General features: G+C 58.0%; 10 protein-coding genes. 8 read left to right on the top strand and 2 right to left on the bottom strand.

All coding sequences use genetic code 11. The annotated features are described in order from the left end of the window. Nucleotides 1-228: 228 nt before the first annotated feature. The 8 genes from E4021_RS00415 to E4021_RS00450 all read left to right on the top strand — a co-directional run bounded on the left by E4021_RS00415 (nucleotide 229) and on the right by E4021_RS00450 (nucleotide 11,073). The gene (locus E4021_RS00415) at nucleotides 229-3,420 is read left to right on the top strand and encodes a SusC/RagA family TonB-linked outer membrane protein (protein WP_136455918.1); all 3,192 of its coding nucleotides are present in this window, start codon (nucleotides 229-231) and stop codon (nucleotides 3,418-3,420) included. Nucleotides 3,421-3,503: 83 nt separating this feature from the next. Continuing rightward, a complete protein-coding gene (locus E4021_RS00420; protein WP_136455919.1) occupies nucleotides 3,504-4,970 on the top strand; it encodes a SusD/RagB family nutrient-binding outer membrane lipoprotein in 1,467 nt (488 codons plus the stop codon). 132 nt (nucleotides 4,971-5,102) lie between these two features. Continuing rightward, the gene (locus E4021_RS00425) at nucleotides 5,103-5,723 is read left to right on the top strand and encodes a NifU family protein (RefSeq protein ID WP_136455920.1); all 621 of its coding nucleotides are present in this window, start codon (nucleotides 5,103-5,105) and stop codon (nucleotides 5,721-5,723) included. Between the two features lie 127 nt (nucleotides 5,724-5,850). Further along, nucleotides 5,851-7,149 (top strand): adenosylmethionine--8-amino-7-oxononanoate transaminase, encoded by a 1,299-nt coding sequence (bioA, locus tag E4021_RS00430; protein ID WP_136455921.1) that lies wholly within the window; start codon nucleotides 5,851-5,853, stop codon nucleotides 7,147-7,149. A 30-nt stretch (nucleotides 7,150-7,179) separates the two neighbouring features. Continuing rightward, nucleotides 7,180-7,521, top strand: coding sequence for a 2Fe-2S iron-sulfur cluster-binding protein (locus tag E4021_RS00435; RefSeq protein ID WP_136455922.1), 342 nt, complete (start codon nucleotides 7,180-7,182; stop codon nucleotides 7,519-7,521). A 110-nt stretch (nucleotides 7,522-7,631) separates the two neighbouring features. After that, a complete protein-coding gene (iscX, locus tag E4021_RS00440; RefSeq protein ID WP_136455923.1) occupies nucleotides 7,632-7,877 on the top strand; it encodes a Fe-S cluster assembly protein IscX in 246 nt (81 codons plus the stop codon). Nucleotides 7,878-8,060: 183 nt separating this feature from the next. Then, complete coding sequence (locus tag E4021_RS00445) at nucleotides 8,061-8,594, top strand: KdsC family phosphatase (RefSeq protein ID WP_136455924.1); 534 nt, start codon at nucleotides 8,061-8,063, stop codon at nucleotides 8,592-8,594. A gap of 163 nt (nucleotides 8,595-8,757) precedes the next feature. Then, entirely contained in the window at nucleotides 8,758-11,073 is a 2,316-nt protein-coding gene (locus E4021_RS00450) for an ATP-dependent helicase (protein WP_136455925.1), read from the top strand. A gap of 40 nt (nucleotides 11,074-11,113) precedes the next feature. On the opposite strand, the gene E4021_RS00455 is transcribed toward E4021_RS00450, so the two are convergent. Continuing rightward, nucleotides 11,114-12,328: a Pycsar system effector family protein gene (locus E4021_RS00455; protein ID WP_136455926.1), complete on the bottom strand. Its 1,215-nt coding sequence runs from the start codon at nucleotides 12,326-12,328 to the stop codon at nucleotides 11,114-11,116. After that, nucleotides 12,318-13,253, bottom strand: a complete 936-nt coding sequence (locus E4021_RS00460) for an SdiA-regulated domain-containing protein (protein WP_136455927.1) — start codon at nucleotides 13,251-13,253, stop codon at nucleotides 12,318-12,320. The genes E4021_RS00455 and E4021_RS00460 overlap by 11 nt, the downstream gene beginning before the upstream one ends. Nucleotides 13,254-13,263 lie beyond the last annotated feature (10 nt).

A 13,263-nucleotide genomic window follows, 5' to 3' on the forward strand; every position in this document is an offset into this window, starting at 1 on the left:
CGGCCCGGGTCGTTTAGATATGACCCCTGCCCGGTTGATGCCGAAAGCGAGTAAAACCGCCATATTAACTACCGGTTTAGTTGTCGCACAAACTATCTTTAGTAGCTTTGTCACCGTCTACGGGGTTTTTAGGGTACAAAACGAAGTCTGATCATTTTAAGAACATTTTGGGCAGCCGCCACGGCTGTCCCCTTACTACTATCATCACTTTTAAATCAATTACCCTAAATGCAGCGATTATCATTAGTCCTCGTTCTGGTCTTCGGAGCGTTCGGCGTTCTGCTGGCGCAACAGAAGATTACCGGTACGATTACGGACGACGCCGGTGAGCCCCTTATCGGAGCGTCCATTCTCGTCGAAGGCACCACCACCGGTACCGTTACTGATTTTGACGGCACCTTCGCCCTCACCGTCCCCGACGGGGGGGAGCGCCTCGTGGTCAGTTATACCGGTTACGCCAGCCAGACCATCCCCCTCACTTCGTCCACCGCCTACCAGATTATTCTTCAGGAGGGTGTACAGCTCACTGACGTAGTCGTGACGGCACTCGGCATCACCCGCAGCGAGAAATCGCTGGGTTACGCGGTAACCGAAGTCGACGGCGACGACGTCACAAAAACCCAGGAAAACAGCGTTGTCAGTGCCCTGAGCGGCCGGATTCCCGGTGCCCAGATCAACAACTCCAACAGCGGCCTGGGCGGATCGGCCAACATCATCCTGCGCGGTGCCACCTCCGTGACCGGCAGCAACAAGCCGCTCTTCGTGGTCGACGGTATCCCGATCGCCAACGACAACAACAACGGCGCCAACGCCGCTGTGGCCGCCGGCGGCCGCGATTACGGCACTACGGCCCAGGACATCAACCCGGCCGACATCGCCTCCATTTCCGTACTGAAAGGCGGCGCCGCCGCGGCCCTGTACGGATCGCGAGCCTCCAACGGCGTCATCCTGATCACCACCAAAAGCGGCAAGGCACGCAAGGGCATCGGCGTGACCGTCAATTCCGGCGTTACCTTCAACAACGTTGCGGTGCTGCCCGATTTCCAGGATCAGTACGGTGGAGGTTATACCCAGGAATTTTCCACTTTCGAATACGACCCCGATGTTCATCCGGCGGAGTGGGCTTCCTTCGACGGACAGTTTATCCCCGAGTACTACGCGGACGAAAGCTGGGGACCCGAAATGGACGGAACCCTGGTACGCCACTGGGACAGCTGGTACCCGGGCGAGAACTTCGGTGAGTTGCGGCCCTGGTCGCCCAACCCCGATAACGTGCGCGACTTCTACGACACCGGAGTTTCTTTCGACAACAACGTGGCCATCGCCGGCGGAAACGAGCAGACCCTCTTCCGCCTTTCGTACACCAACAGCTCCAACGCCGGTGTATACCCCGAGTCGAAGCTGAACCGCAACACGCTTAACGTAAACGCCACCCAGCAACTGGGCAGCAAATTCGAGGCCACCATCAACGGTACCTACGTCAATACCCGCGGCGAAGGACGCCCCGCCATCGGCTACGGCGGTTTCGGCAACGCGATCAACGTACAGTCGAACTTCAACGAATGGTTCCAGCGCCAGTTGGATATGGACCGCCTGCGCGACTACAAGCAGCCCGACGGCACGCCGCGTACCTGGAACATCCGCAGCCCGACGAACCTTGACGCCCTATACTGGGAAAGCCCCTACTGGGTAGTCTACGAAGACCGCGGCAACGACAACCGCGACCGCGTGTACGGTAACCTGAGCCTGAAGTACGAAGTCATGCCCGGCCTGTCCATCACGGGTAGCGCACGGACCGACTACTACAACTTCCAGGTACACGACCGGCTGGCCGCGCGTTCCGCTGCCAATATTCCCTACGCGGAGCGCCTCGACGTGACCAACCGCGAGAACAACTTTGAACTGATCGGTAGCTATACGGCTAACTTCTCCAGTGAATTCAGCCTCGACGCCCAGCTGGGCGGCAACCTGCGCCAGGACGAGTACAGCTCCGTCCGCTCCAAGAGCAGCGGCGGCCTGAGCGTGCCCGGCATCTACACCGTAGAAACCTCGGTAGACCGCCCCGAGCGGAACGACTTCCAGAGCCAGAAAGAGGTGCAGTCCGTCTACGGCCGACTCGGACTCGGCTGGCGCGCGATGCTTTACGTTGACCTGACGGCCCGTAACGACTGGTCTTCCGCCCTGGAAGCCGGCAACAACAGCTATTTCTACCCGTCAATCTCCTCCAGTTTCGTCTTCAGTGAGCTGCTGGAAAACAGTTTCATCAGCTTCGGTAAGATCCGGGCCGGTTTCGCCACGGTTGGTAACGACCCCGCTCCTTACCAGACCCGGCAGACCTACGGGGCCAGCAACCCCTACGGCTCGTTCCCGACCTTTGCCGTACCCAATACCCAGGCCAAATTCGATCTGGTTGCAGAATCCATCACCACCTGGGAGGCGGGTATCGATATGCGGTTCTTCAACGACCGGCTCGGTTTCGACGTGACTTACTACGACATCCAGTCGCGGGACCTCATCATCGACCTCGGGGTGTCGGGTACTTCCGGATTCAGCAACGTGACCACCAATGCCGGCCTGCTCACCAATAAAGGTGTCGAGGTACAGTTGTACGGTACGCCGATCCAGACGGAGAACTTCACCTGGAACGCCCGCATCAACTTTGCCTCCAACGAAAACCAGGTAGTGGAACTGGCCGAAGGCCAGGACCTGCTCAGCCTGGGCAGCTACGGTACCCAGTTCGTGGCCCAGACGGGTCAGCCCTACGGTACCCTCATCGGCCTGGGTTACGAGCGCAACGACGCCGGACAGAAGGTCGTCGATGAGGATGGCTTCCCCATTCTCGCCTCGAACCTGAACTTTGGCAGCGTATTCCCCGACTACACGGGCGGCATCATCAACGACTTCGAAATTTACAAGTTCCGCCTAGGAACGGTAGTCGATTTCCGCAAGGGCGGCGTGGTGTACTCCGTCTCCAATCGTTGGGGAACCAACTCCGGTCTGCTGGCCAGCACCGTAGGCAAGAACGCCAACGGCGTGGACGTGCGTGAGCCCGTCTCCGAAGGCGGCGGCATACTGGTGGACGGCGTGACCGAGGACGGACAGCCCAACACCACCTACGTGAATGCTCAGGACTACTTCGGCGGACTGCGCAACTTCCGCGAGGAATTTACCTACGACGCCAGCTTCATCAAGCTGCGCGAGATCAGTCTGGGCTATGACCTGCCGGGCAGCTGGCTGGAGAACAACTTCGTGGCTAACGCCGCCATCAGCGTCTTCGCCCGTAACGTGGCCATCCTGCACAAGAACACGCCCAATATCGACCCCGAAACTTCCGTCACCAACGGCAACGTACAGGGATTCGAGAACGGACAGAACCCCAGCGTACGCAGCATCGGCATGAAGCTGCGTCTCGGATTCTAAGCCAGGCCACATTGTCAGACCGACCGGGGTGGGGCGGAAGTTCCCCCGGGTCGGTCCCCAATTCAACAATAAAAAATAATCATATGAACCGCATTTTTCTTGCGTGTCTCCTGTTGATCGGCTTTACCGCGTGTACCGACCAGTTCGAGGAGATCAACACCAACCCCAACAGCCCGGTGGAGGTCCCGACCTCCTACCTCATCACCCAGGCCGAGCGCAGCCTGGTTGACCTGGTGCTGGGTGAAGGCTTCGCCGGAGTGGGCACCTACGGGTCGCACTACATCCAGCACCTTTCACAGACCCAGTACACCGACGTGACGCGTTACGACGATGTACGTACCTCCTTCTATGGTTTCTACACCGGTGGCCTGGAGGATCTCGAGAACGTGATCCTGCTGAATACCAATGAGGAAACCAAGGGCTCCGTATCCGCATCCGGCCCCAACGCCAACCAGATTGCGTTGGCCAAGATCATGCAGAGCTGGGCTTTCCTTTCGATGACCGACTTCTGGGGCGATATCCCCTACAGCGAAGCCCTCAAGGGACTGGAGAACCTGAATCCCCGCTACGATGAGCAGGAGATGATCTACCGCGGAGCGGTGAATACCCTGGTAGAAGCCGGCGATATGATCGTGCCCGGTCCGGTAGAAGGCGACATCATCTACAACGGCGACATGGAGTTGTGGCGCAAATTTGCCAACAGCATCATTCTTCGCGCCGGCATCCGCGTATCCGACGTGGCCCCCGAACTCGGACGCGAATGGGTGAATCTGGCCCTCAGCCGCGGCGTCATCTCCGACAATAGCGAGAACGCCCAGCTGAACTACATCACCGGAGGTGAGTTTGCCAACAATACCTTCTATACTGACGCGCTTACCCGTACCGACTACGCCATCAGCGAGCCGCTTGTATCCTTCCTGGAAGAGCGCAACGACCCCCGACTCGCCGTCTACGCCCAGCCGACCGCCAACAGCGTAGCCGCCGGTAAGACCGAGTACGTGGGTATGCCCTACGGAATCAGCGAAGGCGACGCCGGTGCTATTCCCGTAGCCGAAGTTTCCTTCCCCGGACTGGCCTTCGTAGGCATCGACGCCCCCGCCGTTATGCTGACGTACAGCGAAGTGCTCTTCAATCGCGCCGAAGCCGCCGCCCGCGGGTGGATCGACGGCGACGCCGAGGAACTGTATGACGCCGCCATCACCGCCAGCATGATGCAGCACGGCATCAGCCATACCGACGCGATCGAGGATTACCTGGAGCAGGAGGAAGTGGCCTACGACGCGGCCAATTTCGAAAAGTCGATCGGACAGCAGAAGTGGATCGCCCTCTACTTTCAGGGTCTGGAAGCCTGGTCGGAATGGCGTCGCCTCGGCTATCCCGAGTTGGATCCCGCCCCCGCCGCCATTGTCATCAAGACCATTCCCACGCGTCGGGGCTACCCCGACAACGAGTTCAGCCTCAACAAGGAGAACTACCTGGAAGCCCTGCAACGGCAGTTCGGCTCCGATGAGGATCCCCTCGATGGACGGGTCTGGTGGGACGTAGACTAGAACCGCCACGATTTCTATCAATACCCGAGGGGCGCAGTCACCGACTGCGCCCCTTTTTACTTGGACGTGATGCAGCCACTTCCGGATATTCAACCCTACGGCCCAGGAGACGTTACTATGCAAAAGACAACGATGAGTCAAGCTACCACTGCCACCAAGCGGCCCGTACTGCTCTACACCGAGCAAACCCCGAACCCCGAAACCCTGAAATTTGTCACCAACCGCATGCTGTACAACGGCACCGCGGAATTCCGGGAAGAAGAGTTCGCCCGCGAGTGGTCTCCCCTGGCTACCGAATTGTACGATTTTCCCTACGTAAAGAAGGTCTACATCGCGAATAACTACGTGACCGTAACTAAGGAATTCAATTACAGCTGGGATGACATCATGCTCAAGCTGAAGGAGTTCATCAAGTCCTACCTGGAAGAGAATAAGCTCATCATCAAGGATGGATTCGCGGAGGCCATCGCCGAGATGGAAGCCGAACGCGGGATCAGCTACGAATACACCGAGGACGAAGCCGAAACCGTCACCCAGATCAAAGAATTGATCGACACCTACGTGAAGCCCGCCGTGGAGTCCGACGGTGGTAACATCGAATTCAAGAGCTACCGCGACGGCGTCGTAACCGTGATCATGCAGGGTGCCTGCTCCGGATGCCCGAGCTCCACGGTTACCCTGAAGTCCGGAATCGAGCAGATGCTCAAGCGGATGATGCCCCAGGTCAAAGAGGTACAGCAGGAAATGGGCTGACCTACCGGTCGCCTTTCCACAGACCATAACAATTAATCGGTGGGGTAACTTACTTGGCGGAGTCCGGCAGCGGCCGGAAGTCTGAGTAAGTTGCCCCACCGTTCGTTTGCGCAGCAGCTTCCTCAATATGTCACCCGCACAGCTAGCCTTTGACCGGGATCACCTCTGGCACCCCTACACCAGTTTGGTCGACCCCCTGCCGGTCTATCCGGTCGCCTCCGCCGACGGATTCCTGATCAAACTGACCGACGGCCGCGAACTCATCGACGGCATGTCGAGCTGGTGGAGCGCCATTCACGGTTACAATGTACCCGCACTCAACCGCGCCGTCCAGGATCAGCTGGCTAAAATGAGTCACGTCATGTTTGGCGGACTGACCCACGAGCCGGCGGTTGCCCTGGGCCAGCGCCTGGTCGAGATCACGCCGCAGGGTCTGGATCGCGTATTCCTTGCCGACAGCGGCTCGGTCAGCGTAGAGGTGGCCATGAAAATGGCCGTGCAGTATCAGCACGCCCTGGGCCACCGCGGCCGGACCACCTTCCTCACCGTGCGTGGCGGCTATCACGGCGATACTACCGGTCCCATGTCGGTCTGTGATCCGGTCACTGGCATGCACCAGCTGTTCGCGGGATTTATGCCGCGCCATGAGTTCTTTGATCGGCCCCCGGGCGGGTACGATGCTGCCTTGGACAGGGATTACGTGTCCGGTTTGGAAGAATTCTTTCACCGCCACGCCGATCGCGCGGCCGCCTTCATCGTAGAGCCCGTGGTGCAGGGTGCCGGTGGCATGCACTTCTACAGCCCGCGTTACCTGGAGGAATTCCGCAGGCTTTGTGACGAGTACGGACTGCTACTCATCTTCGACGAGATCGCAACGGGATTCGGTCGTACCGGCCCGCTTTTCGTGGGCGCGGACGCGGGTGCCGGCACCGGTACCGAGCGCGGCGGTAGCCGGCAACCCGACATCATGACCGTAGGGAAGGCCCTCACCGGCGGATACCTGACGCTGGCCGCCACCTTGTGCAGCAACCGGGTAGCGGAGGTAATCGGGGCGGGGGAGGCTTCCGTGCTGATGCACGGTCCGACTTTCATGGCTAACCCCCTGGCCTGCGCCGTGGCCGTAGCGAGTATAGATCTGCTGCTTGGCCGCGACTGGCCTGCCGACATTGCCCGGATAAAGGCGGGCCTGGCCCGGCACCTGCGCGCCGCCGCACAAAAGCCAGGCGTAAAGGACGTTCGTGTGCTCGGGGGCATCGGCGTGGTAGAGCTCCACGATCCCGTGGATGTAGCCTCCATTCAGGCCCGATTTGTGGCGGAAGGAGTATGGGTTCGTCCGTTCGGACGACTGGTCTACATCATGCCGCCTTACGTAATAAGTGACGCCGCCTTAGAACTGCTCTGCCGCGCGGTCGTTAAATATGTTTAGTTTCGCCCCCCCGATAAAGACCAACCACCGATGGCTACCGTAAAATTCACCTTCGAAGATAAAAAGATCGCCCCCAAGACGGTCGAAAACGTCGAGGTCGACATGAGTATTCTGGAAGTCACCGAAGAAAATGGCATCCACCTCAACCACAACTGCGGTGAGGTCTGTGCCTGCTCTACCTGCCACGTTTACGTGCTAAGCGGAGAGGACGCGCTGGAGGAAATCAGCGACAAGGAAGAGGACTTCATCGACCGGGCCATCAATCCCCGTATCGAAAGCCGCCTGGGCTGTCAGGCCGTCATCCTCGACGAGGATGCCATCATCGAAGTCGAAATTCCCGACCAAAGCCGGATCATCGGCCACGAACACTAATCCACCTCCAAGACCCCCAGGGGGATACTCCGCCAATAGTGGAGGCCCTTCGGTTTGCGCCGCAGCTTACTTGCGGAAAGCGCCAGGACGTGTGAAAACTGTAACTAATTATGAGCTTTAAAGACTTCGACGATTTTCCTTTCGGCTGGGCCGACCACGAAGACATCGCTATCGCCCTGTACGACCGCTTCGGCGACGATTTCGGCCAGGATAAAATTTACCGCATCCGGTTCACCGACCTGCTGGACTGGATCCTGGAAATTCCCCAATTCACCGGTACCCGCGACCAATCCACCGAAGAACACCTCGAGCAAATTCAGGCCAAGTGGGTGTACGAATGGCGGGAGAATCAGTAGTGGTTCTTTAGTCCTTTAGTTCTTCAGGCGGGTAGTTCTTTAGGCTGTTCGGCGCAGTGTCCGCAGAGACAAGCAGTGAGGGAGGCACGACCTGTCCTTGATAACTGCAGCCTCTACCAGACTAAAGAACTAAATGCCTAAAGAACTAACTGCCTAAAGAACTAACCGCCTAATAGGCTAATAATGAACGAGCTAGAACGCTTCGCGGAAATCACAACCTTCATATTCGACGTGGACGGTGTGCTTACCAATTCGCAATTGATCGTGTTGGAGGACGGCAATTTGCTGCGGCAGATGAACGTCCGAGACGGATACGCCATCAAGCGGGCCCTGGAAATGGGTTACCAGGTCTGCATCATTACCGGTGGGAAAAGCCAGGGCGTGGTTTCGCGGCTACAGGGTCTGGGAGTAGTAGACGTTTACTACGGGGTAGCCGATAAGGTGGAGGCGTATCGGGAGTACATGGACCTATACGAACTGGAGGACGAGCACGTGCTTTTCATGGGCGACGACTTGCCGGATTACGAAGTCATGCGCCTGGTCGGATTTCCCGCTTGCCCTAGGGACGCGTGCCCGGAAATCCTGTCCATTTCAAAGTACGTGAGTAACTGCGACGGCGGGGCCGGAGCGGTGCGTGATGTGATCGAACGTACCCTGCGCCTGCACGGAAAGTGGTTGCCTTCGGATCCTACCGAAGTGCTGCCCACCAGCGTCTAGGGAGCTGCACCTGGACTGCATTCCCTGGATTGACCATGCTACCGGCTGGCAACCATAGAAAATCTGGTGCTGAAGAACCCGGCTATCCGGCAGAAAGCGGGCACCCGCGGCCGCGCCCAAACAAATTGTTGCTTATCTTGGCGACCCGCTCAAAATACCCCTTATGTCCGATCAACAGACCAGCAGCTACCTCGATTCCCTGAACGACGTACAGCGGCAGGCCGTGACCACGACGGACGGGCCGGTACTGGTAGTGGCGGGCCCCGGATCGGGAAAGACGCGGGTACTGACCTTCCGCATTGCCTACATCATCGAGCAGGGTACCGCCCCCTGGAAAATTCTGGCCCTGACCTTCACCAACAAGGCGGCCCGTGAGATGAAGGAGCGGATCGAGAAGGTGGTCGGCAAGCGCGCCAGTTATATCTGGGCGGGGACCTTCCACAGCCTGTTCGCGCGCATTCTGCGGGTGGAGGCCCAGCATATTGGCTACCCCAGCAACTTTACGATCTACGATACCGACGATACCAAGAGCCTGCTCGGGTCCATCATCCGCGAGATGAACCTCGACAAGCAAGTATACCAGGCTAACGCGATCAAAAACCGCATCAGCTCGGCCAAGAGCAGCCTGATTACGCCGAAGCTCTACGAGAAGAATGAGGAACTGCTCGCGCAGGACAAGATGGCCAATATGCCGCTTGTCCACAAGATTTACGCCGCCTACGTGGCCCGCTGTAAACAGGCCGGGGCGATGGATTTTGACGACCTGCTTTTCCGCCTTTACGAACTCCTGCAGAACCACCCGGAAGTGGTGCAGAAGTACCGGGAGAAATTTAAATACGTACTGGTCGACGAGTTCCAGGATACCAATACGCTGCAGTATGCCATCATCAAGCGGCTGGTGCAGTACCCCAATAGTCCGCGTAACATCTGCGTGGTCGGCGACGACGCTCAGTCGATCTACGCCTTCCGCGGGGCGACCATCCAAAATATCCTCGATTTCGAGAACGACTTTGGACAGCACGGCATCAAGACCTTCAAGCTGGAGCAGAACTACCGTTCCACCGAGAACATCGTCAATACGGCCAACGCCGTGATCAGCTACAACAAGCGGCAGATCCAGAAGGAGATCTGGAGCGACAAGGGGGTAGGGGACAAGATCCGGGTCATCAAGGCCGTGGACGACAACGAGGAAGGGCGCCGCGTGGCCGATACCATCCTGGAGCAGAAGAACCGCTATCACCTGCAGAATAGCGACATCGCCATCCTCTACCGCACCAACAGCCAGTCGCGGATCTTTGAGGAATACCTTCGGCGCTTCAACATTGCCTACCGGGTGTACGGTGGTTTAAGTTTCTACCAGCGCAAGGAAGTGAAGGACCTCATCTCCTACCTGCGTATGGTGGTCAACCCCAACGACGAGGAGGCGTTCCGGCGTTCGATCAACCACCCCAAGCGCGGCATTGGCGGGACGAGTCTGGCCAAAGTGACCGACCTGGCGCGGCAGCAAAACATCACGCTTTTCGAAGCGCTCAAGCACGTAGCCCTGCCGAAGCGCACCCGGCACGCTGCCGACGGCTACATCCACATTATCCAGGAGGCTCAGTCGAAAGTGGATACCGCCAATGCCTACGAACTGGCGGACCTGATCGCCAAGGGATCGGGGCTCACGGACCTGCTCCGCAACGACAAAAGCATCGAAGGTATGGGCCGCCTGGAAAACCATGAGGCACTGCTGGACGGCATCAAATCTTTCGTGGAGGAGGATACTGTGATCGATACCGACACCTTGCCCGACAAGTCGCTGGCTACCTACCTCCAGAATATTGCGCTGCTTACCGACTTCGACAGCAACGAGGAAAACCAGAACGGCGACGTGGTCACGTTGATGTCGGTCCACGCCGCCAAGGGGCTGGAATACAAGTCCATATTCGTCGTCGGACTTGAAGAAAAGCTTTTCCCGAGTTGGATGAGCATGGACAGTATGGAGGGGCTGGACGAAGAGCGCCGGCTATTTTACGTAGCGATTACGCGGGCGGAACTGTACCTGACGCTCAGTTACGCCAATACCCGTTATCGATACGGCAAGATGGTGATGAATGAGCCCAGCCGCTTCCTGGCCGAAGTGCCGGCGGATGCAGTGGAGAGTACGTCTACCAATCCCCGCAGCGCCGACCACGAATACGACAAGGTGGCCCGACAGCGGGAACACCGGGCCCGGGTAACCGGCATTGCCCCCCGTACCCGACGGGGAACCGCCCGTTTCGCCGCCCCCAAGGTCGATCCCGCCACCTTTGAACCCAGTCCGGCCAGCGAGGTCGAAACAGGGCGCAAAGTCCTCCACCTGAAATTCGGGGAAGGGAAGGTGTTGAACGTCGACGGAGGAAGCGACAATCGCATCGCCACCATTCACTTCAGCGATCTGCCGCAGCCCGAGAAACGGATCATGCTCAAGTTCGCCAAGTTACAGGTTCTAGACTAAAGAATCCCGTTGTAACTGAGTGGATGGCAGTAGAATCCGCCTACTGCATATTTGTCAGATTCCAGATGTAGACCGTCAGGAAGGAGAGGACCGCCAGGGCGAGTCCGCCAATAAAGGTATTATAGCTAATGGTGAGCAGGAGGTATTTGCGGTGGAGCACCTGACCCAGGTCGTAAAGGTCGCGCGCCAGATCGTCGTAAAGGCTGTCCTGGTCCATCTTCATGCGGGACATATACTTGATGAAATCCGACTTCTCAATTTTGAGGAAGTTGCCGAAGTAGAGTAGGCTGGCTTCCTTGCTCTGGAGAAGTTTACGCTTTTTGATACGGTACTCGGTGACTTTTGGTCGGGCGGAAAAAACGGCGAAGATGACGGCCGTGAGGGAGCTCATCAGCAGAATAATGATGGGTGCCAGAAATTCCGGGCTGTTGAATACCAGTTCCTCGAAAAAGCTCAGGCCCGCACCGGACACCGCGATCAGGATGGACAGGATGATCGTGTTGATGGAGATCATCATGTTGGCCTTGTCGTCGGCGATGCGGCTCAGGTTGATGTGGTTGCGGAAGGCGGTGCGGTACATCGTATCGATACCGCGGCCGAAGTTCTTGCCGGTCTTGGCTTTGACCTCCTTCTGCTGGATTTTGTAGTTGTTGCTCTGCTGCTTGCTGACGTTCTTGCGGCGGCGCACGTCAAATTCGCGTTTGCCTTCGTCGGTCAGGTAATTGAAGTTCAGAAGGAACTTCTGCATTTCCTGACCGAAGGGCACGGGGCTGCCTTTTTTGCTGTCGAGGGCCTCGCGCTCCAGCTGCAGTAGTTCGGAGCGTCGCTCGTAGCGCTTGCGGCCGAGCCAGTTCCACACTGCATCATGGAGCAGGCGGACCATCTCATCGCTTTGGGCGTTGGCTTCCGGCACGGCGGTGATCCAGTTGGCGGCATCCCCGGCGTCGTAACCCTGCTGGGTGGCGAAAGTGGTGAGTTCCTCGGCCGATCGCCGGGTGAAGTCTTTGGGGCCGCCGATGTAGCCCAGGGGATAGAACAGTCCGGCCAGCTTCAGGCGCTCGGTCGACTGCTCGTCGAGTTCGGCCTCCTTGGCCAGTTCCTCGGCCTTGTCGGCGATTTCTTCGGAGTAGGCGAAGTTGTGGAACAGGAAGATCGGGTCCAGTGCTTCGTTGAACCGGCTGCGGACGTATTCACGAGCCTGGGAAAAGAAGGTCTTCTTTTCGGCTTCTACTTCCGTGTGTTGATCACTGCTCATTGGTGGGGGGTTGCATGCGGGTAAGGGTAGCTACGATGCCGCGCCCGCCCCGGCCTTCGCTGCTGATGTAAAGGTCTCCGTTTGCCGCGAAAGCGATTCCCTCGGGCTGGGTGAAGGTGGACTTCTCAAGGAGTTCCACGTGTTTGATCTGGCTGTCGCGGTCGATCACCACCAGCACGTTGCCCACGGAGGAAAGAATGAAAATGTCTCTGGTAATTGGGTCGACGGCGATTCCGCTCGGCTTGATGATGTATTCGCGGTTGGATCCGAAAACGATCTGGCCGACCTCCAGACTGCTAACGTAGTAAGTGGGCTGGGGATTCAATTGACCGGTGGTAAGGTCGTAGGTATATACGCCCCGGCGGCTTTCGTTGTCGGCCGTAGGATTGAGTTCCTGTTCCTTGGGGACGATCAACAGGGTATTGGTTACGGAATCGTAGCAGATGCCCTCGGTATCGTTGCGGTAACTGAAATCCGTTTCCATCTTGGTGGCGGTCACATCCGTGGCACTGTCCTGGTAGGTGAAGCGGTGGATATCCCCGTCGGTTTCCAGGACAAATAACTCCCGGCCGCGGCGCGTGACCCCCTCGTAGTCGCGGTTCTTATCGAAGCGCACCTGGTGGATGGTTTCGCCGGTTACGGTATTGACCAGGAACAATTCCCCCTCCTCGTCCTGAATGGCGAACACCTCATCGGGATTAAATCCGGCACAGAGGCCACTGATCTCGTTCAGGTCGGAGTGAAGTTTGACCACCCGGTCGAGCCGGTCAAAGTTGTAGGGAAAAAAGTAATCGTCGTCTACCGTAAAGCTTTCGGTTTCCGGCCGTTGGCTCACCGTTACGGCAACGTAAGTTATGCCGATGCCGAGTACGACCAGGAGAATGACGATGCTGATCAAATTCGGTTTTTCCCAGAGCTTGTTCATGTATAAATTT

It is taken from the genome of Neolewinella litorea (assembly GCF_004803465.1).
Taxonomy (GTDB): domain Bacteria; phylum Bacteroidota; class Bacteroidia; order Chitinophagales; family Saprospiraceae; genus Neolewinella; species Neolewinella litorea.